General features: G+C 49.5%; 18 protein-coding genes. 15 read left to right on the forward strand and 3 right to left on the reverse strand.

Annotated features, from left to right (window positions below; all coding sequences use genetic code 11):
- Window positions 1-14 precede the first annotated feature (14 nt).
- From DWV73_RS10220 to DWV73_RS10260, 9 genes are all read left to right on the forward strand, one after another.
- On the forward strand, window positions 15-1,694 hold the full coding sequence (locus DWV73_RS10220; protein WP_117796614.1) for a potassium/proton antiporter: 1,680 nt from the start codon (window positions 15-17) through the stop codon (window positions 1,692-1,694).
- A 263-nt stretch (window positions 1,695-1,957) separates the two neighbouring features.
- A complete protein-coding gene (locus tag DWV73_RS10225; protein ID WP_117796615.1) occupies window positions 1,958-2,509 on the forward strand; it encodes a TetR/AcrR family transcriptional regulator in 552 nt (183 codons plus the stop codon).
- 359 nt (window positions 2,510-2,868) lie between these two features.
- The gene (locus tag DWV73_RS10230) at window positions 2,869-3,990 is read left to right on the forward strand and encodes an efflux RND transporter periplasmic adaptor subunit (RefSeq protein WP_227589701.1); all 1,122 of its coding nucleotides are present in this window, start codon (window positions 2,869-2,871) and stop codon (window positions 3,988-3,990) included.
- Window positions 3,987-7,037, forward strand: a complete 3,051-nt coding sequence (locus DWV73_RS10235) for an efflux RND transporter permease subunit (RefSeq protein WP_117796616.1) — start codon at window positions 3,987-3,989, stop codon at window positions 7,035-7,037. The genes DWV73_RS10230 and DWV73_RS10235 overlap by 4 nt, the downstream gene beginning before the upstream one ends.
- A gap of 88 nt (window positions 7,038-7,125) precedes the next feature.
- A complete protein-coding gene (locus DWV73_RS10240) occupies window positions 7,126-7,785 on the forward strand; it encodes a TetR family transcriptional regulator (RefSeq protein ID WP_117796617.1) in 660 nt (219 codons plus the stop codon).
- A 2-nt stretch (window positions 7,786-7,787) separates the two neighbouring features.
- On the forward strand, window positions 7,788-9,029 hold the full coding sequence (locus DWV73_RS10245) for a TolC family protein (RefSeq protein ID WP_181986248.1): 1,242 nt from the start codon (window positions 7,788-7,790) through the stop codon (window positions 9,027-9,029).
- A 111-nt stretch (window positions 9,030-9,140) separates the two neighbouring features.
- Window positions 9,141-10,349: a TolC family protein gene (locus DWV73_RS10250; protein WP_117796619.1), complete on the forward strand. Its 1,209-nt coding sequence runs from the start codon at window positions 9,141-9,143 to the stop codon at window positions 10,347-10,349.
- Between the two features lie 316 nt (window positions 10,350-10,665).
- Window positions 10,666-12,093, forward strand: coding sequence for an amino acid permease (locus DWV73_RS10255; RefSeq protein WP_107001735.1), 1,428 nt, complete (start codon window positions 10,666-10,668; stop codon window positions 12,091-12,093).
- The gene (locus DWV73_RS10260; protein WP_333493401.1) at window positions 12,090-13,403 is read left to right on the forward strand and encodes a M18 family aminopeptidase; all 1,314 of its coding nucleotides are present in this window, start codon (window positions 12,090-12,092) and stop codon (window positions 13,401-13,403) included. Before DWV73_RS10255 ends, DWV73_RS10260 begins: the two co-directional genes overlap by 4 nt.
- 89 nt (window positions 13,404-13,492) lie before the next feature.
- Here the strand turns inward: DWV73_RS10260 and DWV73_RS10265 are convergent, their stop codons facing one another.
- Window positions 13,493-14,413: a LysR family transcriptional regulator gene (locus DWV73_RS10265; protein ID WP_117796620.1), complete on the reverse strand. Its 921-nt coding sequence runs from the start codon at window positions 14,411-14,413 to the stop codon at window positions 13,493-13,495.
- A gap of 211 nt (window positions 14,414-14,624) precedes the next feature.
- Between DWV73_RS10265 and DWV73_RS10270 the strand changes: the two genes are divergently transcribed.
- From DWV73_RS10270 to DWV73_RS10280, 3 genes are all read left to right on the forward strand, one after another.
- A complete protein-coding gene (locus tag DWV73_RS10270; RefSeq protein ID WP_117796621.1) occupies window positions 14,625-15,488 on the forward strand; it encodes a DUF6282 family protein in 864 nt (287 codons plus the stop codon).
- A 13-nt stretch (window positions 15,489-15,501) separates the two neighbouring features.
- Window positions 15,502-16,815 carry an SLC13 family permease gene (locus tag DWV73_RS10275; protein WP_117796622.1) on the forward strand — a complete coding sequence of 438 codons (1,314 nt, stop codon included), beginning with the start codon at window positions 15,502-15,504 and terminating at the stop codon, window positions 16,813-16,815.
- A gap of 145 nt (window positions 16,816-16,960) precedes the next feature.
- Window positions 16,961-17,959 carry an isocitrate/isopropylmalate dehydrogenase family protein gene (locus DWV73_RS10280; protein ID WP_117796623.1) on the forward strand — a complete coding sequence of 333 codons (999 nt, stop codon included), beginning with the start codon at window positions 16,961-16,963 and terminating at the stop codon, window positions 17,957-17,959.
- Window positions 17,960-18,196: 237 nt separating this feature from the next.
- On the opposite strand, the gene DWV73_RS10285 is transcribed toward DWV73_RS10280, so the two are convergent.
- Entirely contained in the window at window positions 18,197-19,870 is a 1,674-nt protein-coding gene (locus tag DWV73_RS10285; RefSeq protein ID WP_117796624.1) for an AAA family ATPase, read from the reverse strand.
- 274 nt (window positions 19,871-20,144) lie between these two features.
- Window positions 20,145-22,145, reverse strand: coding sequence for a LacI family DNA-binding transcriptional regulator (locus tag DWV73_RS10290; protein WP_117796625.1), 2,001 nt, complete (start codon window positions 22,143-22,145; stop codon window positions 20,145-20,147).
- 381 nt (window positions 22,146-22,526) lie between these two features.
- Here DWV73_RS10290 and DWV73_RS10295 point away from each other — a divergent pair, with 381 nt between their 5' ends.
- The 3 genes from DWV73_RS10295 to DWV73_RS10305 all read left to right on the forward strand — a co-directional run bounded on the left by DWV73_RS10295 (window position 22,527) and on the right by DWV73_RS10305 (window position 26,149).
- A complete protein-coding gene (locus DWV73_RS10295) occupies window positions 22,527-23,555 on the forward strand; it encodes a sugar ABC transporter substrate-binding protein (protein WP_117796626.1) in 1,029 nt (342 codons plus the stop codon).
- Between the two features lie 99 nt (window positions 23,556-23,654).
- Window positions 23,655-25,163, forward strand: a complete 1,509-nt coding sequence (locus DWV73_RS10300; RefSeq protein ID WP_117796627.1) for a sugar ABC transporter ATP-binding protein — start codon at window positions 23,655-23,657, stop codon at window positions 25,161-25,163.
- Window positions 25,163-26,149, forward strand: coding sequence for an ABC transporter permease (locus DWV73_RS10305; protein WP_107001726.1), 987 nt, complete (start codon window positions 25,163-25,165; stop codon window positions 26,147-26,149). Before DWV73_RS10300 ends, DWV73_RS10305 begins: the two co-directional genes overlap by 1 nt.
- Window positions 26,150-26,174 lie beyond the last annotated feature (25 nt).

Below are 26,174 nucleotides of genomic sequence, written 5' to 3' on the forward strand. Positions count from 1 at the left end.
AAACATAGAAAGGAATGATACATATTTCAACTTCATTTGCGCTTCTGGTCGTAGCGATTATTATCCTTGTCTGCATCGCGGGAAGCCGTCTTTCGGGGCGGCTGGGGGTGCCGACGTTGTTTATTTTTATTATGCTGGGAATGCTGTTTGGATCGGACGGTATTTTTAAGATTCCATTCGGCAATTTTGCACTGGCGGAACAGGTCTGCTCGGTGGCACTGATTTTTATTATGTTTTACGGCGGGTTCGGCACGCGCTGGAGTGAGGCGAAGCCGGTCGCGGGGCGGTCGATTTTGTTATCCTCGGCGGGTGTAGTGCTGACGGCGTTTTTGACCGGGCTGTTTTGTCATCTGGTGCTTAAGATGGCATTGATGGAAGGAATGCTTCTCGGCGCAGTTCTTGGATCGACCGATGCGGCATCCGTGTTCTCGATCCTGCGTTCGCGCAAGCTGAACCTCAAATACGGCACGGCATCCATGCTGGAGTTAGAGAGCGGAAGCAACGACCCGTTTGCGTACATGATGACGGTGATTCTGCTGTCTGCGATGACGGGGAGTGTGAGCGGCGGTTCGGCGGTTCTGCTTTTGATCCGCCAGCTCGCATTTGGGCTTTTGACCGGCGCGGCGGTCGCGTGGCTGGTGACATGGCTTTTAAAGCGGTATGCCTTTTATGGCGAGGGATTTGACACGATCTTTGTCTTTGCGGCGGCAATCATTTCCTACGCGCTTGCATCCCAGATTGGCGGAAATGGCTACCTAAGCGTGTATCTGACCGGTATTATCCTTGGAAATCAGGAGCTGAAGAACCAGAAAGCGCTGGTTGGCTTCTTTGATGCGTTTACCGGCATGATGCAGATGCTTCTGTTTTTCTTACTGGGACTTCTGGCGTTTCCCTCGCAGATGCCGTCGATCGTGCTTCCGGCGATCGCAATCGCATTGTTTTTAACATTTGTGGCGCGTCCGGCGGCGGTTGGCTTGCTGCTCGCACCGTCGAAACCGCCGATCGGGCAGTATCTGGTTATTTCCTGGGCGGGTCTGCGCGGTGCGGCGTCAATCGTATTTGCGATCATGGCGACGCTCAGTGAGGGATATATGAAATATGATATATTCCACATCGTGTTCTGCGTTGTTTTATTTTCCATCATTTTTCAGGGTTCGCTGCTTCCGAAGGTGGCAGAAAAATGCGACATGATCGACAACTCGACCGATGTCATGCGGACGTTCTCAGACTATACGGGCGATATGCAGATTCAGTTCGTGCAGCTTCCGATCGGGGACAATCATCCGTGGAAAAACCGTAAAATCTGTGAGATTGAGATGCTTCCGGGTATGTTAATCACAGTGATCCGGCGCGGCGCGCAGACGATTGTGCCCAAAGGGCAGACTGTAATTCTGGAAGGGGATACCGTCGTCTTGGGTGCAGAGGGCTTTACGGACAGCCAGGGAATCCTTTTAAAAGAGATTCTGATGACACCCGATCACCGCTGGTGTGGTAAGAAGATCGCGGAGGCGCGCTTCTATAAGAATACGATCATTGTGATGATAAAGCGGGGCAGCCAGATCGTCATTCCAGACGGCGGTACGCAGATACTGGAAGGCGACCGGGTGGTTGTATACTCGCAGAAACTGCCGCAGGTGGAAGGGCGTGTGAAGCACGAAAGCGGACCGTCCGTATCGGCTGCTGTCCACAAATAAGCACGTTTGCGTGAACAGTAACGTGGATTCATCGTTACTGTTCACGGGTAGGCACTTTTGGAACCGAAAGTGCCGTAAGAAAACGTGGTGGCAGCAGGAATTTGCCGTATTTGAATGCGAAGCCACGGCAAATTCCGTTACTGGGCACGCATGCGTGAACAGTAACGATTCATCGCAGGAACATGGAAATTTCAGGCAATACTTGCAGTTTGTTGAATTTTAAACTATACTAAAACAACAACGGTTTGCCGGAGGAAAAGAGTATGCAGCAGGGAAATACGAAGGAACGGATTGTAGAGGCTTATATCGAGCTGGAGTCGGAAAGACCGGTCGAGAAGATCACGGTTACGGCGCTGGTTGAGCGGAGCCGGATCACAAGAAAAACATTTTATTATTACTTTAAAGATATATATGATTTGATGGAATACCGGATGGAACGCGAGATGAAGCGCATCATGGAAGAGACGATGAGCCAGCCAGATCCGGAGAAGGCGCTGACACAGCTGTATATGTATATCATGGAAAACCAGAAGCATATCCGGGCATTGTCCGAGTCGGTACAGTTCATGGCGCTGCGCCGTCAGATGGGAGAAAAGGTGTACCAGTATTTTTATAACCATCTGGAGCGGATTGGTATGTTTAAGAACCTGACGATGCCGGAGGCGGCGATGGCGGTGCAGATCATCATTTTCTCGGTTATGGGAGTTGCGTTTGACGCGCCGTTTAAGGATGAGGCGGATGTGAAGGAGCGCGTCGCCACGTTCATGAGCGTGATCCGCAAATGCACCGGGTGCGACCCTATGCAGGTCCGTTAGGAAAGCAGGTTTCCGGCAGTTTTGAGAATTATTGTAACTGTTCAGTAGGTCTGCGCGTGACTGTGAAGGTACTGAACAGTTACGAATTATTGTCAATTAGAAAATGGAACAAGGAAACGCAGGAGGAATCAGCGGTATTTGGTTGGTTTTTCCTGCGTTTTTGCTGTCATGTACCCCAAAAAACGGTCAGCGGCAGGAAAATTTGGGTGCCATGAAAAAAAGATGAACATAGATGGATACATTTTGACAAATTTGTGTACACACCTGTCCAAACTTGGGAGTGGCAAAGTATATACGAGATGAGTAAAATATAGACTGAGAAAAATTTATACCAAGAACAAGCATAGATGGAGGAAATTATGAAAAAAAGAGGAAAGATTCTGGCGCTGGCTGCGATTGTAGTTGTTGGCGCTGTCGTTTTGTCCCGATGCGGTCATAAGAATACGGCGGTGGAATATGAATCCCGTCCAACCGTAAGAGTAGAAAATCCGGTTCGTCAGGACATCAGCTTGTACACGGATCTGACCGGACTGGTAGAGCCGCAGTCCCGCGCGAGCGTCATGCCGAAGATGAGCGGCGAGGTGCTGGAGGTTTACTTCCAGGCGGGCGATACGGTCCAGGCAGGGCAGGCGCTGTGCAAGATCGATTCCGACGCGTTGACAGCGTTAAAGCTACAGGTGGATGCGGCTTCCGTTGCCTTAAAGAATGCGGACAGCAATTTAAGCCGTACCCAGGCGCTCTTTGCTGATGGTTTTGTCTCCCAGGAGGCGATGGAGCAGGCACAAAACAGCGCACAGAATGCGAAGATTTCCTATGAATCTGCGAAGAACCAGTACGATCTGCAGGTGAAATACACGACCGTGACGGCGCCGATCGACGGTGTGATCGAGTCCCGGAGCGTCGAGCCGCATGATCATGTATCTCCGGCAGGCGAGATCTGCACGATCTCCGGTGCCAGCCAGTTACAGGTTAAATTCGGCATCACCGAGAAGATCCACCAGACGATGGAGTTGGGCGACAGCGTGACGCTGGAGAAAAATGGTGCGGATTACACCGGTACTGTAACCGAAATCGGATCTATGGTCAACGAGAGCAGCGGCCTTTATGACGCGCGTGCGATGGTGCCGGATGCAGCAGGTCTTACGAATGGTTCTCGCGTAAAAATGACGGTTATCATGGATCATGTCAGCCAGGTGCTGACCGTTCCGGTCGATGCAGTCAGCTATGACAACGGTGCCCCGTTTGTATACCTCTATGAGGATGGAAAAGCGGAGAAGACCGAGATCGAAGCAGGTATCTATGACGATGAAAATATGGAAGTAAAATCGGGTCTGACGAGTGACAGCCAGGTCATCGTGAGCTGGAGCAACGAGCTGGTGGATCAGGGAGAAGTCCTGTTAGCACAGGATACCGATGGCGCGCAGACAGACGGAAACAATGAGACAGCAGCGGAGACGACAGAGGCAGGTGACAAAGAATGATTCGACTGACAAAACTCGCACTGCGGCGTCCGGTTACCATCATTCTCTGTCTGATTACCATCGCGTACTTCGGCCTTCAGTCCGTCATGGGCATGAAGCTGGAACTGACGCCAGAGATGGAGATGCCGATGTTAATCATCGCTACGGTGTATCCGGGAGCCAGCCCGGAGGACGTAACCGATCTGGTTACCAAGAAAGAAGAAGATGCGATCACATCATTGGACTCGGTCGATAAGGTACAGTCCATTTCCCGTGAAAATGTATCGATCGTCATTGTCCAGTATGAGTACGGTACCAACATGGATACCGCATACATTAACCTGAAAAAGGCGATAGATGGCATTCAGAGCGATCTGCCGGACGATGCCAACGATCCGAATATCATGGAGCTGGATATCAACTCGATGGCGACGGTTACGCTGGCAGTCAGCGGCGACGCTGATCAGAACCTTTATACATATGTAGATGACAAAATTGTTCCTGAGTTTGAGAAATTAAGCTCGGTCGGCGAGGTTTCGATTGCCGGCGGTCAGGATAGCTACACCCGCGTGGAACTGATTCCGGAAAAACTGGCACAGTACCACCTGAATATGAATACGGTTGCACAGTTAGTCGGTGCCGCCGATTTCACGATCCCGGCGGGCGATGTCCGGGTTGGAAAACAGGATCTCGACGTCAGTGTCGGCAACGAATTTAAGAGCACGGAAAGTCTGAAAAATGTCGTACTTCCGCTGGCAAACGGTGAGACGATCCATCTTTCTGATATCGCAAATGTCTATGAGGCGCTGGAGGATGCAAGCTCGATCGGACGTTACAATGGCGAAGATGTTATCTCCCTGGGAATCAAAAAACAGCAGAGTTCCACCGCGATCGAGGTTTCCAACCAGGTAACCAAGAAGGTGCAGGAAATTGAAAAGCAGTATCCGGGTCTTAAAATCACCGTGGTAGATGATGCCAGTGACACGCTGAAACAGTCTTTAAGCAGCGTAATCCAGACCCTGATCCTGGCGATCATCCTGTCCATGATCATTCTGTTCTTATTCTATGGCGATTTGCGTGCGTCGGTCATCGTAGGTACGTCCATTCCGATCTCCGTTGTATTGGCGATCATTTGTATGGCGGCGATGGGATTCTCAATGAATATTATTTCCCTGACGTCGCTCGTTCTCGGTGTAGGTATGATGGTTGATAACTCGATCAACGTCCTCGACGGATGTTTCCGGGCAAAGGAAAAACTGGATTTCTATGATGCGGCGCTGGAAGGTACGCGCACGATGATCGGCTCGATCACCGGCGGTACGCTGACAACCTGTGTTGTATTTATTCCGCTTCTGATGTTAAATGGTATGTCTGGACAGCTCTTTACACAGCTCGGGTACACGATCATTTTCTGTATGACGGCTTCCTTATTCTCAGCAGTCATCATCGTGCCGCTCTGCTATATGTTCTGGCATCCGGTTGAGAAGGATCATGCGCCGGCAGGACGTATAATCAAAGGCATCCAGGGCTGGTATCGCAAGCATATGCCGCATGTCATCAAGCGCTATGCGCTTGTATTCGGAACGACTGCAGTGCTGGTTGTCCTGTCCATCCTCATGGCGTCCAGACTGAACCTGGAGCTGATGTCTTCGATCGATGAAGGTATCGTCACGATGACGATCAAGACGAAACCGGGTTATTCGGTATCGGCGATCCGTGACACTGTGCTCGATCTGGAAAATATGGTAGAGACAGACGAGGATGTGGATCATTACCTGATGACATATGGAAACAGTGGTGTCAGCATGACTTCCGGAAGTGATGTGACGCTGAATGCCTACTTAAAAGATAAGAGAAAACTTTCCACGGACGAGGTTATCGAGAAGTGGAGATATGCGACACAGAACTACGTTGATGCGACCATTACCTTGGAACAGGGCAGCAGCAGTATGAGCAGCAGCATGAGCAGCGGTGATTCAATTGAGGTGGATCTGCAGAGTACCGATTATGATACATTAAAGAAGGCAGCGGATGATCTGGTAACTGAGCTTCGCAAGCGCGAGGATGTTATGCAGGTACATTCTTCTGTTGAGAATGCGGCGCCGGTTATCAAGGTAAATGTGGATCCGGTTAAGGCAGAGGCAGAGGGACTGACCCCGGCCAGCATCGGTTCGATGGTATACAGTAATTTAAGCGGTGTGAAAGCGGCGACGATCTCCGTCAACGGCAATGATCAGGACGTGAAGGTAGAATTTGCGCCGGATCGCTACGATTCCATCGCGAAACTGCAGGGCATGATGATCACGACGGCGACGGGTAATACGCTTCCGCTGGAGGATCTGGCAGAGATCTACTACCAGGATAGCCCACAGGAGATTTCACGAAAAGAGAAACAGTACCAGGTATCGATCACGATGCAGGCACAGGCAGATTATAAGAAGACGGCTGAAAAAGATGTCAAGAGCTTCGTGCAGAACTGGGAATTCCCGTACGGCGTTGAGATGGCGACCAATAGCCTGGATGAGTCGATGGGCGAGGAGCTTTCCGCGTTGGGAATGGCGCTTGTCACAGCGATCTTTCTGATTTTCATTGTCATGGCGATCCAGTTTGAGTCCCCGAAATTCTCCCTGATGGTTATGGCAACGATCCCGTTCAGTTTGATCGGTTCCTTTGGATTCCTGTTTCTGGCGGACTGCCCGATCAGTATGAACTCCATGCTTGGTTTCCTGATGCTGGTCGGTACGGTTGTAAACAACGGTATTTTATACGTGGATACGGTGAACCAGCTGCGGATGGAGATGCCGTTAGACGAGGCGCTGGTAGAAGCCGGTGCGATCCGTGTACGCCCAATCTGCATGACGACACTGACGACCATCATTGCGATGATCCCGAACTGTCTGGCATTTGGCAAGGCGGGCAAGATGATGCAGGGCTTAGCCCTTGTAAACGTCGGCGGTCTGGTTGCGGCGACGATCCTGACGCTGGTACTGCTTCCATCCTTCTACCGGGTGGTTTATAACATGGGAAAAGGCAAAGAAGAAGAGTATGAGAAACTGGACTGCGACTAAGGAAAAGCAGGTTAAGCAGTGAATCTGTCAGGCGGCGGACCCGGGGCGGGGAAGCTGCCTGTACTGATAGAAAAAGGGGGAGAAGAAGATGCCGTCGGAACGATTTAAGCGGTTGCCGGAGGAAAAACAGAAGAAAATCCGGGACGCGTGTATGGCTGAATATACGCGGACAACGATAGAAAAAGCATCGCTCAACCGTATGATAGAAGATGCCGGGATCTCCCGGGGCAGTTTTTATACGTATTTTGACAGTAAATGGGATGTTTTAGGATATCTGTGTGAGAGCTTTATCAATGAATTTTATGAATGCGGCGAGCGCTGCCTCGAAGCGGCGCAGGGGGACATCTGGGAGATGCTTGACCAGTCCTTAAATGGGTCACTCGCCCTGTGCCGCGACCAGAAACGCGCGGATTTCATCCGCAACATCATGGAGTGCAGCAGTCGGGAGGCGCTGACCTTCGATATATTCAATTATGACCTGGACAGCCCGCGCGCCGTGCGCGGACGCAGGCTGGAGCGCGCCGCTTATGAGGCGTGCGTGGGAAAATCCCTGCGGAAGATGGGCTGGGAGGAATATATGAGCTTTTTTCGCATGGCGATGATGTCGATCGCGATGGAGATCAAGAGCTTTCACGACGGAGTCCCGGAAAACCGTATCCGGGAACGGTTTGTCCGGACGCTCGGCATCCTGAAACGGGGCGCCGGGATAGAATCGGGAGCAGGCGCGCAGAGCGCCGAAAGGAAATGAAGATGAGTAAGATGAAGAAAAACAGGAAGAAACTGTTTGCCATTCTTTTACAGGCGGCGTTAGTCAGCACGGCTATGACGATGCCGGCATATGCGGCTAAAACACCGGGGATCGGCTCAGATGCGCGGATCGGTGACGATGCGACCGGTCCGGTGCTGACGGGCGGCAATACCGAGATGGAGGAGGAGACTTCCCCGTACACCAAAGAGCAGCTTGAGGACGGGACGCTGGAGTACGGTGAGATCGCATGGCGGATCGAGGGCTACAACAGCACGTATTTAAACCTGCGTTCCCAGCTCTACAGCCAGGCGACCAGCCAGTCGGCGGGAACTGCCCTGGCGGCTGAGGCAAGCGCCCTCATGGAAGATGCGATGGACCTGAAGTCCGACGATATGGATGCGGAGACGAGAGAGCTGTTTGAGGGCTACAAGGCGGCAGCGAGAGAGTTGCGCAAACAGGGGGCAAAGCTTACGAACAAGGAGCTTTCCGGCACCTACGCCCGGACCCTGCGCCAGACGAAGAATAAGTTAGTCAAGGCGGTGCAGAACCTGCTCATCCAGTATGAGGAACTGCTCCCGCAGGTGGAGACAGCGAAAAAGAATGTGGAGATGTGCCAGGTAAATGCGGATGCCGCACAGAAGATGCAGGCGCTCGGCCGTGCTTCCGCGCAGGAGGTTCTGACGGCGCAGAAGGCGCTGCAGCAGGCCAATTCCAGCGCCCAGCAGGCAGAAAACGGGGCATTGCAGCTCAAACAGAATATTTTAATGCTACTTGGATTTGACGCGGATGCGCCGGTAACCTTTGCGGATGTGCCGGTTCCGGATGCGTCCCGGATCGCGGCAATGGATCTGGGTACCGATACACAGGCGGCAGTCAGTGCGAATTATGATCTGATGTCGGTACGTGCAAATAAGGCAACGGGTTCTTCCAACCGTACGGTCAAAAAAAGAAACGTTGCTTATACCGAGGATTCGGTGGCGATCACAATCCAGAACCTCTATGCGGCGGTAGTATCCAAGAAGCAGGCGTATGACAGTGCAGCAGCCGGATATCAGGCGGCCGCGCAGAGTTACGAGGCGGCAAAGCGCCAGAACGCACTGGGAATGCTCTCAAGAGCCAATTATTTGGGGCTTGAGTGTTCCTGGCTCAGCAGCGTGGCATCGTATAAGACCGCCGAGCTGGAATATACCAAAGCGGTGGGAAATTATGAGTGGGCAGTTAGAGGCCTGATTGTAAGCAAGTAGTTCGTCAGGAATTTGCCGTATTTAAATGCGAAGCCACGGCAAATTCCGTTACTGGACACGTATGCGTGAACCGTAACGTGAATGGGAACAGAAAGGAAGTAGGAACCGGAAATGAAACATAGAAGAAGGAAAACGGCGCTTCTGAGCGCAGCGGCAGCAGCGGTTCTGGTATTGCAGGGATCATTTGCGGCGCTGGCTGCCAGCCCGCAGTTCGCCTACGATGCGGATACATGGGCGAAGCTTCAGGACAATGTGATGGAATACAGCGAGCTGCCGTATCTGGTACAGGAGTACAACCCGACGTATTTAAACAACCAGACAACCTATCAGGCAGGACGCGATACAAAGAATGCGAAGGAAGTGCAGGATAAGCAGTACAATCAGGCAAATGACCTGTATGACAGCGCGGATAACCTGCGGGATCAGGCAGACCAGATTGAGGATTATCTGGCAGTGCCGGGCATGGCAAGTGCGTATGCCAGCCTGATGTCTGCATCGGCGATGGTCGAGCAGAATGCATTAAAAACGCAGCAGTCGGCCGATGCCTCCTACCGTGACAGCGAGATGGACCGTCTGGACTATATGAATAGCCAGGATGCGGTCGTGGTACAGGTAGAGGCAGCGTTTGCGGCGTATAATCAGGTCAAAAAGACAATTCCGCTGATGGAGAAATCGCTGGAACTGCAGGAACTGACACTGCAGATGACTCAGAAACGCCAGCAGCTCGGTCAGGCGACCCAGATTGATGTGTTAAATGCACAGAAATCGCTGCAGTCGCTTCAATCCACATTGACACAGACGAAAGCGGGGCTTCAGACCCAGCACCAGCAGCTCTGCGTCCAGACCGGCTGGACCTATGACGCGGAACCGGATATCCAGGATCTGCCGCAGGCGGATCTTGGACGGATCGCGGCAATGAACCTGGCGGCGGACACACAGACGGCGCTCGAACAGAACCTGTCCTTACAGTCCAATAAGCGCGGCTATGCCAATATGGCAGAAGGTTCAGCTGATAAGAAAAACATGGACCGCACCATCAAGAACCAGGAGCAGACGATCCGCTCCGGTATGCAGACACTCTACAACGACATCATGCAGAAGCAGACAGCCCTGCAGCTTGCCGATGCGTCCCTGGCAGCAGAGACGCAGACGATGAATGCGATGCAGAAGAAGCTGGAGCTTGGCATGGCGACCCAGCTGGAGTACAAGAGCGAGGAAGTTTCCTTCCTGGAGAAACAGATCGACAAAGAGACAGCTAACATGAACCTGCAGCAGGCGATCGAGACGTATGAGTGGGCGCTGAAAGGTTACATGAAGTAGGGACAGAAGTTAAGTCTCTGGCACTTCCTCTGCGCGGGGGTTAACGTGGCGCTGGAGGAGCTGTGTATATCGAAAATGATATAATAAAATATTTATAAAACAAGAGGCAAAAAGCGGCGTTTTCTTTCGAATCGCCGCTTTTTTTGGGGAAAAAATAGGTGCATATTGTATGGATTTAACAAAAAGTAGCCACAAACTACAGAATACTACCGATTCGGACTGGAAAATACTGGGTTAATAAAAAAATACTTTTGACAATTAACGCAGCATATGAGAGAATAAAAAAGATACTTTCAGTAAGGAGAGAAAATAAGATATGAACAAATCACAACAAAACAAAATCAAGTGGTATATGCTTTCCTTTATGTGTTTCTCCACCCTCTGGGGATTTGGAAACGTTTTAAATGGTTTCGTATACTTCAATGGAACACAGGTTATCTTCTCCTGGATTCTGATGTTCGCACTGTACTTTGTACCGTACGCACTGATGGTCGGAGAGCTTGGTTCCGCATTTAAGAATTCGGGCGGCGGTGTCAGCTCCTGGATTCATGAGACAACCGGCGCGAAGGCTGCATACTACGCAGGTTGGACCTACTGGGCTTGCCATGTCACCTACATCGCATCGAAGGGATCCGGCGGTCTGAAAGCGCTGAGTTGGATGATTTTCCAGAACGCAGAGAAGTATGCGTCCTTTAACACGAAAGCGGTTCAGTTAGTTACCTTTGCGGTACTGCTGTTCTTCTGCTGGGTTGCAAGCCGCGGCTTAAACCCGTTAAAGAAACTGGCTACCCTGGCGGGAACCAGTATGTTTGTCATGAGTATCCTGTACATTCTGCTGATGTTTGCTGCACCGGTCATCAATCCGAACGGTGGTTACCTGTCGGTGGATTTCAGCTTGAAAAACCTGATTCCGCATTTTGATTGGAAGTATTTCAGCAGCTTGTCCATCCTTGTATTTGCAGTCGGCGGCTGTGAGAAGATCTCCCCATATGTAAACAAGGTAGAGGATCCGTCCAAGGGATTCCCGAAGAGTATGATTTTTGCAGCGATCATGGTAATCGTCTGCGCGATCTTCGGTACAATCGCGATGGGTATGATGTTCGATGTATCCTTGGTTGAGGCTAATTTTGACTCTTACAATGCGAATGGACAGTACTGGGCATTCCAGAAACTGGGTGAGTATTACGGCGTTGGAAACCTGATTATGATCATTTATGCAGCCTGCAACGCGATCGGCCAGTTCTCGACGCTGGTAGTCAGCATCGATGCACCGCTTCGTATGCTGCTTGACAACGAGGATGCGCGTCAGTTCATCCCGACCAAGCTCTTAAAGAAAAACAAATTTGGCGCTTACGTCAATGGTATCTGGATGGTAGTCATCCTGTCCGGTTCCATCATTCTGGCTCAGGTTCTGGTTCCGAATGCGGATACGGTTCTGCGCCAGCTGACACAGCTTAATTCGGTTACCATGCCGATGCGTTATCTGTGGGTATTCTTTGCGTACTTCATGCTTCGCAAACATTCAGATAAGTTTGAGCGCGAGTATCGTTTTGTGAAGAACAACGGAGTGGCACTGGGCTTTGGCGCATGGTGCTTTATCCTGACCGCAGCCTGCTGCTTATTAGGTATGTACAAACAGGGTGATCTGTACACAACCATGCTGAATGTCATCACACCAGTCGTTCTGGTAGCACTGGGACTGATTTTACCGGCGATTAAGAAGAGAGAAGGGAAGTCTGCATGATGAATGCTGCGAAGGAATTATTGACTTTTATTGAGAACAGCCCGAGTATGTTTCATTCGATTGAGACGATCAAGGGAATGCTGGATGAGGCAGGTTTTACCTATCTGCCGGAGAGAACTTGCTGGGACGTGAAGCAGGGTGGAACGTATTACACGATCCGCAACCATTCCAGTATCATTGCGTTCCGCGTCGGAAAGGAACTGGGCGATTACCATTTCCAGATGTGCGCCTCCCACAGTGATTCACCGACTTACAAGATCAAGAATGTACCGGAGTTAAATGGTCCGGGCGAGTATCTGCGTCTCGATGTAGAAGCATACGGCGGCATGATCGACAGCACATGGTTTGACCGCCCTCTGACTGTCGCAGGCCGTGTGCTGGTAAAGGACGGTCAGGGCGTGAGCGCGAGACTTCTGTACATCGATAAAGATCTGTTCATCATTCCGAACGTAGCGATTCATTTCAACCGTGAGGTGAACAATGGATACAAATACAACCGTCAGGTTGATTTATGCCCGCTGTTCTCCGCTGGTGAGCTGAAAAAAGGCGCGTTTGACGCGATGATTGCGAAAGAGCTTGGTGTGGCAGCGGAGGATATTTTAGGAAAGGATCTCTTCCTTGTAAACCGCCAGCCGGGTACGATCTGGGGGTATGCGGACGAGTTCATTTCCAGTCCGAAACTGGACGACTTACAGTGCGCTTACGTTTCCCTGAAAGCATTCCTGGAGGCGAAGAATGAGCGCGATGTCAGCGTATACTGCTGCTTCGACAATGAGGAAGTTGGTTCCAATACGAAGCAGGGAGCGATGTCCACCTTCTTACAGGATGTCCTGCACCGCATCAACGGCGCACTTGGCAAGACACCGGAGGACTATTATCAGGCAGTTGCCGGTTCTTTCCTCGTAAGCTGCGACAACGCACACGCCGTTCACCCGAACCACGGGGAGAAGACGGATGCAGTCAACTGCTCCTGGATGAACAAAGGTATCGTCATCAAGGAGAGCGCGAACCAGAAATACACCACGGACGCATTCAGCCGTGCGGTATTTACGAATGTCTGCAATGAGGCAGGTGTTCCGGTTCAGGTGTTTGCAAACCGCAGTGATATTTTAGGCGGTTCCACCCTTGGAAACCTTTCCAACACGCAGGTCAGCGTCCATGCCGTCGATATCGGTCTGCCGCAGCTTGCGATGCATTCCTGCTACGAAACGGCAGGTGTGAAGGACGTTGAGTACGCAATCCGCGCACTGACGAAATTCTACCAGACCGCTCTTCAGATTGAAGGGGCAGAACGGGTTTGCTTTGAGTAAATATAGTTAAAAGAGCAGCCGCTCCGCGAACGATGAAATGAATCGCGGGGCGGCTGTTTTGATAGATTGAAAAAAGCTTTTTAAGAAAATTACCTCCGCAGCAGCTCCGGCGCCATCTCCTGAAACAGCTTCGCGAGCGCCATCGCCGCCCGCGAGCGGTATTTTCCGGCGGGCCAGGCGAGCGCCAGATCGAGGAAAATACCATCTTTCCCGATCCGCAGATAGCGGAACTCATCCCGCATGATGCGGCAGGAACGGTAGGTAAACGCGAGTCCGACCCCCTCCCGCGCCATCGCCGCAGCAAAAGAGGCGGAGAGGTAGGTGTCGAGTCCCAGAGGTTCCACACCCGCCTCGCGCAAGGATCGGCGGGCAGTCCGTCCGAGGACGGTGCTGGGCGGGCCCAGAATATATTCAAATGGTGCGGTGTCCTTTAGGTCGATCCACATCTGTTCCGGATCCGATTCGCATGGCTTCGCAAACCTCATGACCGGGTGATCGGCGGTAGTGGCGATCATGATCTCATCCCGCATCAGGGAATCCACACCGTGTTTGATTCGAACCGGCGGCGCGGCGATCAGCGCCAGATCTAAAAGTCCCTCTAAAATCTTATTTTCCAGATCAATGCTGTCCATCTCACAGATCTCCACATGAACCCGTGGATACAGGGCATGGAATTTTTTCAGAACCGGCGGCAGCAGGTACGTCCCCCGGTAGGTGCTGATGCCGAAGATGACGGTGCCGCCCTTTAAATTTTCAATATCCGAAGCCTCACTGCGCGCCTCCTGGTACTGCTGTAAAATCTGTCTGGCATGGAAAATAAACGCCTCCCCGGCAGAGGTTGGACGGACTCCGCGGGCTGTGCGGACGAAAATCGGCGTTCCCAGATCCTGTTCAAATAGGCGGACTGCCTGACTTAAGCTTGACTGCGCCATAAACAATTTTTCGGCCGCGCGGGAGATGCTCCCCTCGTTAGCGACGGTTACGATATAGTCTAGTTCTTTTAAATCCATGAGAATCCCCCTCACGAGATATCGGAATTTTCGATATCTGGTATAATAAATCTTGCCTTTCTCCTATAACAAAAATAGTATAAGATAAAAACAAGCAAAAATCAATGGCAGAGACTGAAGCAGCGGCTGGAAAATCGAATAGGAATCCGGCGAGGGAACGCAGCTTTGAAAAAGCCTCTGTGGACGATTACAAATAGGAGGAATAAGCAAGATGAAGCAGGATTTAATGAAGGGCATTATAGATATGCACGTTCACACGAATCCCGATCTGCGTCTGCGGGCGTATGATGATTTCGAACTGATGGAGGCAGCTATCCGGGTTGGGGCACGCGCTATCGTCATCAAGACGCATCAGGGAACCACGATGGATCGGGCCTATCTGTGCAACCGCCACAACGAGATTGTACACGGGAAAACGAACAATTTTACGATGTTTGGCAGCATTACCTTAAACAAGGTAGTCGGCGGCATCAATCCGAAGGCAGTCGATGTGGCGCTTCGTCTGGGTGCTAAGGTAGTATGGCTTCCGACCCAGTCGGCAAAAAACCATATGCAGAAGATGAATCAGGATCTGAGCCAGTGTGTGGAAGTAGTGAAAGATGGTAAAATTGTACCGGAGCTGCGTTCAGTGTTGGAGCTGATTCGTGACCACAACGCTGTACTGGGAACCGCACATATTGCACCGGAGGAGATTTTCACTGTTGTGGAAGCTGCCCGGGATATGGGAGTAAAAAACATCGTTGTAACGCATCCGGAATGGTGGATTGTAGGCATGAGCCATGAGGATCAGCTTCGTCTGGTAAAGGATTATGACGTTATCTTAGAGCGCTGCTATGCACAGAACATGGGTGGCGGAAAGTACAAGAGCAATCTGGCAGATAACCTGGAGCTTATCAAAGAAGTTGGCTATAAAAATGTCATGGTTGATACCGATGGTGGCCAGACAGAAAACCCGCATTGGGAGCTGGCACTGGCGGAATATATGCAGTATCTGGTAGATCATGGAATTTCGGAGGAGCAGGTGTACCATATGACACACACTATTCCGGCAAAACTGTTGGGCATCGAAGAATAGGGGGACGCATCATATGTTAAGTGCAGTTTTGGTGGCATCCATTGCGGTTGCCGTTATATTGGGATATAAAACGAAAATCAATACGGGATTTTTCTGTATTGCCTTTGCATACTTGATTGGTTGTTTTGGCATGGGATTAAAAACAAAAGAGCTGATTGGCTTCTGGCCGGTCAGCACCATGTTTGTCATCCTGTCAGTATCACTGTTTTATAACTTTGCAGCTGTGAATGGAACACTTGAAAAAATGTCGGCCAGTCTTCTCTATATGTGTCGTAAATTTCCGGGTATGCTTCCCTTTGCGTTATTTTTTGTAGCAGTTGTGCTTTCTGTTATGGGCGCTGCATACTTTACCGTTCTGGCATTCCTGGCACCGATTACCATCCTTATCTGTGAGGAAGCAAAGATGGACAAGCTGACCGGTGCGGTGGCGATCAACTGCGGTGCACTGGCAGGCGGAAACTTCCCCACGGCTTCGCTGGGCGTCGTATTCCGCGGTCTGATTGATACCGCTTATGAAGCTGAACCGGCCATTGAAGCAACGAATTCCTTTGTAGATGAAATGAAAATTTTCGCCTTTGCAATTGTATTTTCCCTGATTCTGATTGCGATTTTCCGCTTTGGCTTCAAGAGTAACCGCGGTATCGGAAAGGGCGTAACCTTTAACCGTCCGGAACCGTTTGATAAAAAGCAGAAAACAACCCTGCATTTAATGATTCTGATGATGGTAATTGTCCTGGTATTCCCACTCTTAAAGATGGCAGTTCCTGGTAATGAACTGATTGGAAAAATTGCTGGAAAGGTTGATGTAGGACTGGTGGCATTCTGCTTTACCATCATTGCACTGCTCTTTGACCTGGCACCGCAGAAGGAAGTGATTGCACGTGTTCCGTGGAACACCATCCTCATGATTGCCGGAGCCGGCATGCTTATCGCCGTTGCAGTTCAGGCCGGTACCATTGATGCATTATCCGCATGGATTGGCTCTAATGTTCCGACAGCCCTGATTCCGCTGGCATTCAGCTTTGTAGGTGCATTTATGAGTTTCTTCAGCTCTACAACAGGTGTTGTAGCACCGGCCCTGTTCCCGCTGATTCCGGGACTTGCAGCAGCCACCGGATTAAATCCGGCAGCACTTTTTGCCTGCACAATTCTTGGTGCCCAGAGCAGTGCTATCAGCCCGTTCTCATCCGGCGGCAGCCTGATTCTTGGTTCCTGCGGAAACGAGGAGGACCGAAATCACTTATTCAACCGTCTTCTCTTTGTAGCAGTACCTATCAGCGTTATCTGCTGTGCGGTATATAACCTGATTGTAGCAGTTGTTCTGTAAGGGAAATTTAATTGAAAAGTTGTTTGTTCGAAAAGCTGTCAGCCTGTTCTGGCAGCTTTCGATGAAATTTTTAATGGATTTTTGCGCGTGACTGTGAAGGTACTGAACAGTTACGATTGGGAAAATCAAGAAGGAGGATAAAGAAATGAGTCATAAAATTACAGTATTTCGCGGCGATGGTATCGGACCGGAGCTGGTTGATAATGTATTAAAAATCTTAAAAGCGGCAGATGCTCCGCTGGAATATGAAATTTTCAATGTTGGTGAGGATGAGTGGAAACGCAATGGTGCCCTGATTCCGGAGGAAGCATATGCTTCCTTTGAGCGCACCAAAGTACTCTTAAAATCCCCGATTACAACTCCGGTTGGAAAGGGCTTCCGCTCTTTGAATGTAACACTCCGCGGACAGTATGACCTGTATGCCAATATCCGCCCGGTTAAGTCCAACGCAGCCGTAAAAACTCCGTTTAAGAATGTAGATATTGTGATTTTCCGCGAAAATACAGAGGGACTTTATGTCGGTGTGGAGGAGCAGGTAAATCCGGATACGGTTCATGCAATTAAGATTGTCACAAGACAGGCCAGCGAGCGCATTATCCGCGATGCATTTGAGTATGCGAAAAAGAACGGACGGAAGAAAGTAACCTGTATTCATAAGGCAAATATCTTGAAAATGTCCGATGGCATGTTCCTTTCCATCTTTAAGGAGATCGCAAAGGAATATCCGGAGATTGAAGGCGATGATAAAATCATCGACAATACCTGCATGCAGCTTGTTATGAACCCGAACCAGTTTGATGTTATGGTAATGCAGAACCTGTACGGAGATATTCTTTCAGACCTGTGCAGCGGTCTGATCGGCGGGCTGGGCCTGGTTCCATCCAGCAACATCGGTTCTGACTATGCTATGTTTGAGGCCGTACACGGCAGCGCACCGGATATTGCAGGCAAGCACCTGGCAAATCCGACTGCATTCCTGTGGTCTGCCTGCATGATGTTAGAGTACTTAGGTGAAAATGAAACAGCCGGACGCATCCGCAAGGCTGTGGATGATGTGTTGGCAGAGGGCAAGCACCTGACAAGAGATCTGCACGGAACCGCAACGACAGAAGAATATGTAGAAGCAGTCATTTCAAGACTGTAAAACTTCATACATTCATAGCAAAAGCCCCGGAGTTTTGTAATTCCGGGGCTTTAATACAATATATTGTGCTAAATACTAAGCTTTTGCAATCTCCTGAAGGATCGCAATGATCACTTCTTCCATCCGATAGAAGGATTCCACATTTACCTCCTTTTGGCTATAAAATAGGGTGCTCGACCAGCGTATTTGTAAATGCGACAGCCCCCCCCTATTTGTGTATAAAAACAGATGCCAGCATTATTTACCTATCCCCTTTACCATACACCGTTTCTTGAAGAAGGAAATTCCATAACAGAAAAATTCATCATAATTTCCCTCAAATTCTTTTGCATACATGCGTTCATCGATCTGGCGCAGGGCTTTGTCGCAGTCATCGCTGAGTTTTTCAAATGTTTTCGAATATTTCGCCTCGAAAATCGCCATTCGTCCACCGTGCAGATCATATACAACCACATCGCTTCGTCCTTCGCCATGCTCACGGTTTGATTCTACCACATATCCGGCTCCGGCAAAAATTCCGGCTAAAAAGGCGTGATAAAAATCTTCTTTATAATCATGGTAGCTGATTGTCATACGCAGCAGGGCATTCATCTCCTGTGTGAGCAGGTCGGTGTTGCCGTGCCATACAGCATAAAATAATTGTTCCCGATTCCAGGTTTTGGCGCTGTCGTTAAACCATTTTAAAATGGTACTTTCGAAGATTTCCCGGATTTCAGCATTCGGAATCATCAGGGCAGTTAAACCATCTGGAAGGTTATCGATGCGAGCCTGCGTCAGATAGCCGGTAAGATACAGGATACTCCACAGATTATCTTCGGAGGAATGGAGGTAATCATATGTCAGATTTTCTTCCACATGCTGAAGAATATAGCCTCCGGAAAGAAGCGCCTCCAGCTTCATCGTGATATTGCTTCCGGCATAGTCGATAAACGAACGGATGATCGCGTTATCGCTGGTATTTTTCCAGTAACCGATGGGTCTTGCATCTGGCTTTTTCTGGCAGTCGAGAAGATAATTCATTACATCCCACGGACAGTAGACATCCGAAGCACCGAAGTGATAGCCGTCATACCACGCCTTGATTTGCGAATCCCGATCAAGCATATCAGCATCCAGAAGAAGCTTTTCCATGTCAGCCTGGGTAAATCCAAAATATTCATCCAGTGAAGAAGAGGAAATAGTGTCGGAAACAAAATTGTTGGTTCCCGTAAAGATACTTTCCTTTGCGATTTTCAGACAGCCGGTAATAGAGGCAAAACGCAGGGTGCTGTTATCTTTCAGTGCTGTACTCATGAGGGATTTCATCAGTTCCAGCATCTGCGGATAATAACCATTTGCGCTGGCTTTGGCAAGTGGTACATCATATTCATCCAGAAGCAGAATGACGGGCTTTTGGAAATGTGCCTGCATCATACGCATCAAGAGCAGAATGCTGGTTTTTAACATAGTATCCGTCGGTTTCCCATCGACAATATCGGCAAGCTGTATAAACTCTTTCCGATCATTTTCATTAACCGAAGGGCTGTCTGCCAGATAGCTGTGTTCATTGCAGAGACGGGCAATCTGGGAGCGGAGCATATCCCTGGCAGAAGCATAATCCAGTCCGTCTACATCCTTAAAGGTCAGAAAGAGCGTCGGAAATTGATTCATCCATGCCTGGCATAGATCTGGACGAGATTCGATTTGAAGTCCGGTAAAAAGATTCTGGCTTTTTTTTCGAATATCAAAAAAATTGGCAAGCATACTCATCGCCAGTGTTTTTCCAAAACGACGCGGGCGGGTAATCAGGGTGACTTCCGAGTTGTTCGTCAGAAGATCAGCGATCAGCCCGCTTTTATCAATATAATAATAGCCGTCTTCGCGCAGCTTTTTAAAATCAGAAATACCAACAGGGATTTTTAGGGGTGCCATCGATGATGCTCCTTTCTGAAGATACGGAATTGTTACGAATAACTTTATCATATCATGGGGGAAAGTGGTTGGCAAGATTTTAAAAGAAAGCGGGATGCGCCCATATCCGGAAGAGGTGTATGGGTTTGGAAAATAGCTACTGACCCATCTGCTTCTCCCGTTACTGTTCACACACGTGTGCCCAGCAACGGGATTTTGCCGATGCTACGCATTCCAAATCGGCAAAATCTGCTGTCGGAACTGTATCGTACGGAATTTTCAGTTCAGAAAATTCCTACCTGTGAACTGTTACCTTCTCCCCCAGCTCCTCCGGCAGTGCCTCAAAGAAAATATCCTTCCAGGCACGTTTCAGCTGTTTTTCATGAACCACATAGGGCTGCACGCCGATATATTTGGGGACGTTATTGCTGACAAGGGATTTGGCGACTGCAAGAGCAGCCGCTTTTCCCTGGTCATATGGTCTCTGGGTGCTGAGTCCTTTTACAAATCCTTGATTCATTTCTTCTGCAATCTCAAAATCCAGATCTGTGGTAAAGACAGCAATATCTGTCCGGTTCAAAGCTTTCAGGGCCTTGATGGCGAGCAGGGCGGGGCGGTCCCAGCTCACATAGAGCGCCTGGATATCCGGGTGCTCGTTTATCATCTCATAGCATACCTTGTAGGCATTTTCAATTTGAATAAATCCCTTTCTGGCAGTGATTTCAATGTCGGGATAGGATTCCCTTAATATTTTTTCGGCACAGTTATCACGCTCGGTAGTGCCGTAAAACATGGCGCCGTGGATGATGAAGCCGACTTTGGCGTGCGGTTTTTCTTTCAGGTATTCGCCGATCATGCGCCCTGTATTGGTGCCATTTTCCCGCTCATTGACGGAGATACAGGAGACGTAATTGTTCCGGCTGAAATTCTGCGGGACATTGCTTAAAAAGACCAGCCGCGTCATTTTGGACAATTCCTGAAATGCCGGACCCGTCTGGACATCGTCGGTGGGGATGGCGATGACGGCGTCCGGGTGTTGCATTTTGATGCTTTCGAGCTGCATATTCTGGAGGGCAGGATCAAAATGGGCGTCCATGGTGGAAATAATATCGATTCCGTACTGTTCCAGTTCATCCCGGATGCCTTTCTGATGCAGGGCAGCCCAGGCGGTTCCAGTGTAGTGGAAGGAGATGGCGACGCGGTAATTTCCAGTTCGCAAAAGCTGTTTTTCCTCCTTGGAGAGGCGGATGCTGTCCGGGGAGACGGCGTGTTCACCGAGCGGACCGTTGTCGATGATCCGGGTGGAATCACGCAAAATCAGCTCTACATCTGCATAGCGGGTCAAAGGCGCGCCGGAGAGGTGGTTGATCTCGTCAAAGAGTGCCTGCGAGGCGAGTTCTGCCATCTGGTCGATGTCCCGGTGGATGCAGGATAGCGGTGGGGCGGTCAGCTCGCACCAGAGCATATCGTCAAATCCGATGATGGAAATATCGCGCGGACAGTCTTTTCCCAGCTCCCGCAGCGCCTTGAGAAGAAACATAGTCAGCCGGTTTCCACCGGCGATGATAGCGGTGGGGAGATACCGGGTGATGCTTTTCTGAATATTCAGGCTGATGGTATCACTGGACTGATACAGATTGATCTCCGCGATGCAGGAACTGCTCAGGGTATGGTTGGCGGAGAGAAGCGCCCGCTCATATCCGGCAATCTTGTCCTGTTTGGCGAGGCTGTCTGTTTTTTCTACCAGAAACAGCACATTTTCGTGTCCGCTCTCAAAAAAATAGGAAGTAGCGGAGTGAAATGCTTTGGTGTAATCAAAAAGGATCCGTGGAGTGACATCGTCATCGATGAATCGTTCGACACAGACAAACGGGATACCGGATTCATAGAGAAATGAATAGGCAGCCGGATTGCTGCTTGCCGGGGAGAGAAAGATGCCGATGGTCTTGGCACTGGAGATTAAGTTTTGCAGGATGCTTTTCTCCTCTTCCAGGTTGTCGTTGGTGACGGCGGTGTAAAACTGATAGCCCTGGCTGGTCGCGTAGGACTGCAGCTGATTGCACAGATCGCAGTAGAGCGCGCTCTTGATATTTGGAAAGACAGCGACAATCTGTGAACTGCGTCCGCTGCGGATTTTACGCACCTTTTTTTTGATTTTTTCAGAATATCCACTTTCTTCAATAATAGCTTCGATTTTATCCACCAGTTCCGGGCTGACATAGCGCGTATGGTTGATAACATGGGAAACGGTGGCGATGGAGACGCCTGCCTTTGCGGCGATTTCTTTGATGGTCATAAAACTCCCCCTTGCTGGTACGGATTTAGTCCGGCGGTTCCTGCGCGGCTGGATTTGGATTTGCCGCAGTTTTATATTTCTGTTTTTGATTATAGCACAAAAATTGGGGTAAAACGATAAGATGAATGAAATTTACGTAAAAAATTAAAAGGAACGGTAGAAATGCATAAATATCAATAAAACAGGATGAATATATCGCTGAAATTAGTGCAATATGCCACAAGAGTATTGACGAAAGGGCATGGAATAGAGTAATATCTAGATATCAGACAGGGAGACTCCTTCCAGAGAGAAAAATTTTTACGTAAAAATAAAAAGAAAACTATAACAATCCGTTTGAAATGCACTAAACAGTGACGAAGTAAGAGGAGGATCAGATTTATGAAAAAAAGTCTTAGATTTACAGTAGCAGGTCTTTCAGTTTGCATGATGGCAGCAATGCTGGCAGGATGCGGCTCTTCCGGCAGTACCGATACAACAGCGGCAGCTGATGCTTCTGAGGCAGCGGCAGATACGCAGGAAGCTGAGGCAAAGACCAGCGATTTATCGTTTGCATTCTGTACGAATACTTTAAACAATACTTTCCAGAGTTCCATTGATGCAAAGCTCAGCGAGCTGTGCAAGGAAAACGGCATTTCCTACACCTGCCTGGATCCAGATTATGATTTAAACAAGCAGCTCAGCCAGTTATCTGACTGTGCAAACAGCGGTTACGATGCAGTGTTTGTTATCCCGGTTGACTCCGCAGGTATTACCTCCGGACTGGCTGAGATTGCAGACGCAGGCATTCCGATTTTCAACGTAGATACCGCAGTCATCGATGATGATATCGAACAGTTCGTGACACAGTTCGTTGGAACCAACGCATACATGGCAGGTCAGTTAGTGGGCGAGCAGATGACGAAAGATTATCCGGATGGCGCAAAGATTGCAGTTCTGGATTTCCCGTCCAATGAAAGCTGCGTGGATCGTGTCAATGGTTTCCTTGAGGGTCTTGGCGATCAGAAAGATAAATTTGAGATTGTAGCACAGCAGGATGGCGGTGCAGCGCTGGATCAGTCGATGGGACTGGCTGAGGATATCATCACAGCAAACCCGGATCTGGAAGCATTCTTCTGTATCAATGACCCGTCTGCCCTGGGTGCGGCAGCAGCTATCAAGGCAGCAAACAAGACCGGCGAGATCGGTGTATATAGCATCGATGCATCCCCGGATGGAAAACAGGCACTCTTAGACGGCGAGTTCACCGCAGTTGCATGCCAGGTTCCGCTTCAGATTGCAGAATATGCATTTGACGCAGCCGAGAAATATGTAGGCGGCGACACCACAATCGATGAGAAGAAAGTATATCTGGATTCCCATCTGGTAGAGAAAGAAGAGGCAGAGAAGACTCTGAACGATTGGCAGTAATGGACTGCGAGGAAGTTTAACAGTTACGTGAAATAAAATAAAACATGGAAAATGCGGCGATGGGGTTCATTGCCGCATTTCTAAAAAACGGAGGGTTCTATGGGAAAAACAATTCTGGAAATGATAGATATCAAGAAAAGTTTTTCCGGGATCTATGCATTGTCAGGGATCAATTTTTCCCTGGAAATGGGCGAGGTTCATGCGCTTCTGGGAGAAAATGGAGCGGGTAAATCAACGCTTATCAAGGTCCTTGGAGGAATTTATAAACCGGACAGCGGAACAATCAAGATTAATGGTCAGGAAGTTGAGATAAATGGTGTTTCGGACGCTCAGGAGAAAGGAATCGGAATCATACATCAGGAGATCGTCCTGGTTCCGTATCTGACGGTCGCGCAGAACCTGTTCCTGGGACGGGAAATCAAGACGAAATTCGGCACCGTGGATATGCGGGAGACGAACCGCCGGGCAGGCGAGATGCTGGCAAACCTCGGGGTCAATATCCACCCGGATACGCTGGTAGAATCTTTGACGATCGCCCAGCAGCAGATGGTTGAGATTGTAAAGGCGGTATCCTTCGACGGACGGATCATCGTCATGGACGAGCCGACGTCCTCCCTTTCCAATGACGAGGTAGAACAGTTATTTGGAATCATTGAGAGATTAAAAGCAAAACAGGTAAGCATTATATATATTTCCCACCGTATGGAAGAACTGTTCCGGATCTCGGATCGGGTTACCATCATCCGCGATGGCGCCTATGTGGGAACGAAAAAAACATCGGAGACGAATGCGAACGAGCTGGTAGCCATGATGGTAGGACGGGAGTTAGAGAGCTTCTATGCCAGAGATTACAACGATCTGGGACATGCAGAAACGGCGTTGGAAGTGAAGAATTTAACCTGTGAGGGTGTGTTCTCAGATATCAGCTTCCGGGTAAGAAAGGGAGAGATCCTGGGATTTGCGGGTCTGGTCGGAGCCGGACGAAGCGAGATCATGGAATGTATCTTTGGAGCCAGAAAATACCAGAGCGGAACCATTCTTTTAAATGGAAAGGAAGTCCGCTTCACGACACCGATCCAGGCAATCAAGGCGGGCATCGGACTGGTGCCGGAGGATCGGAAAAAACAGGGACTTGTCCTTGGCAATACGGTCGGTTTTAACCTCACGCTGGCATCGATTGACTCTTATATTAACGGAATTGCCATCAGCGACCGGAAATGTCAGGAAGTGATTGATTATTATAAAGAAAAGCTTCATATCAAAGCAGTGGCAGACCGGGTGGAACTGGTGGAAGCGGGAAGCCTTTCCGGCGGAAACCAGCAGAAGATTGTCCTTGGAAAATGGCTGGCAATCAAGCCGGATGTCCTGATTCTGGACGAGCCGACGAGAGGCGTCGATGTCAATGCGAAGTTTGAGATTTATTCCGTTATTAATGAGCTGGCGAAGGCGGGTATCGCCGTTATCATGGTATCCAGCGAGCTGCCGGAGATCATTAATATGTGCGATAACGTATGTGTCATCAAGGCGGGAAGAATGACGGGAATGCTTGGAAGAGAAGAACTGGATCAGGAGAGAATCATGCAGTATGCAGCAGGAGGCGAAGAGTGATGAACGGAAAGAAAAGTACAGCAGGCAATTCGGTACTCTCGGTATTTACCGGAAATACAGGAATTATTGGAGTGCTGGTTATCTTATGTGTGGTAGTCGCACTGGCAACCGATAAATTTTTGACACCGAGCAATATCATTTCAGTGCTCAGACAGATTTCTATTAATACATACATTGCACTGGGAATGACGTTGATTATTATTCTCGGACACATCGATCTGGCAGTTGGCGCGATCGTAGCGATGAGTGGAACTCTGACCGTAGGATTTGTAGTTAATCAGGGACTTCCGATTGGCGTGGCGATTGCGGCTGGCATCATCATCGGTGTTGTGGCTGGTCTGATTGATGGTATGGTTGTATCGAAATTCCGTGTTCCGGCATTTATCATTACGATGGCAATGATGAATGTCTGCAACGGTATCGCGTATGTATATTCGGGCGGACAGTCCACCCGTATTACGGATAAGTTTTTCATTGCAATCGGAACGGGTTATCTCTTTAACATTATTCCGCTGCCGGTTGTCTATATGGTTATTTTAATTATCGTATTTAGTTTTCTGCTTTCTAAAACAAAATTTGGTACCTATGTGTATGCGATCGGCGGAAACCGTGAGGCGGCGCGTCTCTCAGGTGTTCCGATCAAGAAAGTCGAGATCATCGTGTTTACATTGTCCGGCGCCCTGGCGGCGTTTGCAGGTCTGGTTCTGGCATCAAGAATGTATTCCGGACAGCCGTCCGTCGGAAGCGGTTATGAGATGGATGCGATTGCAGCCTGCGTCCTCGGAGGAACCTCCATGGCAGGCGGACGCGGACGCATCAGCGGCACAGTATTCGGTGCGATGGTAATCGGTATTATTTCCAATGGTCTGAATCTGATCGGCGTCAGCTCCTACTGGCAGCTGATTGTAAAAGGTCTGATCATTGCCTGCGCGGTTGTACTGGATTCTCAGAAGGGCAATCTGGCACTCCTCAGAAAAAAGAAATAATTCCAAAAGTACATTTAGAAAGGCA

This window comes from Clostridium sp. AF12-41, assembly GCF_003461685.1.
In the GTDB taxonomy this organism is placed as follows: Bacteria; Bacillota; Clostridia; order Lachnospirales; family Lachnospiraceae; genus Otoolea; species Otoolea fessa.

Bases quoted from the DNA above. Each gene is read 5' to 3' on its own strand.
- DWV73_RS10220 (WP_117796614.1), top strand. From the start codon at position 15: ATGATACATATTTCAACTTCATTTGCGCTTCTGGTCGTAGCGATTATT.
- DWV73_RS10225 (WP_117796615.1), top strand. From the start codon at position 1,958: ATGCAGCAGGGAAATACGAAGGAACGGATTGTAGAGGCTTATATCGAG.
- DWV73_RS10230 (WP_227589701.1), top strand. From the start codon at position 2,869: ATGAAAAAAAGAGGAAAGATTCTGGCGCTGGCTGCGATTGTAGTTGTT.
- DWV73_RS10235 (WP_117796616.1), top strand. From the start codon at position 3,987: ATGATTCGACTGACAAAACTCGCACTGCGGCGTCCGGTTACCATCATT.
- DWV73_RS10240 (WP_117796617.1), top strand. From the start codon at position 7,126: ATGCCGTCGGAACGATTTAAGCGGTTGCCGGAGGAAAAACAGAAGAAA.
- DWV73_RS10245 (WP_181986248.1), top strand. From the start codon at position 7,788: ATGAGTAAGATGAAGAAAAACAGGAAGAAACTGTTTGCCATTCTTTTA.
- DWV73_RS10250 (WP_117796619.1), top strand. From the start codon at position 9,141: ATGAAACATAGAAGAAGGAAAACGGCGCTTCTGAGCGCAGCGGCAGCA.
- DWV73_RS10255 (WP_107001735.1), top strand. From the start codon at position 10,666: ATGAACAAATCACAACAAAACAAAATCAAGTGGTATATGCTTTCCTTT.
- DWV73_RS10260 (WP_333493401.1), top strand. From the start codon at position 12,090: ATGATGAATGCTGCGAAGGAATTATTGACTTTTATTGAGAACAGCCCG.
- DWV73_RS10265 (WP_117796620.1), bottom strand. From the start codon at position 14,413: ATGGATTTAAAAGAACTAGACTATATCGTAACCGTCGCTAACGAGGGG.
- DWV73_RS10270 (WP_117796621.1), top strand. From the start codon at position 14,625: ATGAAGCAGGATTTAATGAAGGGCATTATAGATATGCACGTTCACACG.
- DWV73_RS10275 (WP_117796622.1), top strand. From the start codon at position 15,502: ATGTTAAGTGCAGTTTTGGTGGCATCCATTGCGGTTGCCGTTATATTG.
- DWV73_RS10280 (WP_117796623.1), top strand. From the start codon at position 16,961: ATGAGTCATAAAATTACAGTATTTCGCGGCGATGGTATCGGACCGGAG.
- DWV73_RS10285 (WP_117796624.1), bottom strand. From the start codon at position 19,870: ATGGCACCCCTAAAAATCCCTGTTGGTATTTCTGATTTTAAAAAGCTG.
- DWV73_RS10290 (WP_117796625.1), bottom strand. From the start codon at position 22,145: ATGACCATCAAAGAAATCGCCGCAAAGGCAGGCGTCTCCATCGCCACC.
- DWV73_RS10295 (WP_117796626.1), top strand. From the start codon at position 22,527: ATGAAAAAAAGTCTTAGATTTACAGTAGCAGGTCTTTCAGTTTGCATG.
- DWV73_RS10300 (WP_117796627.1), top strand. From the start codon at position 23,655: ATGGGAAAAACAATTCTGGAAATGATAGATATCAAGAAAAGTTTTTCC.
- DWV73_RS10305 (WP_107001726.1), top strand. From the start codon at position 25,163: ATGAACGGAAAGAAAAGTACAGCAGGCAATTCGGTACTCTCGGTATTT.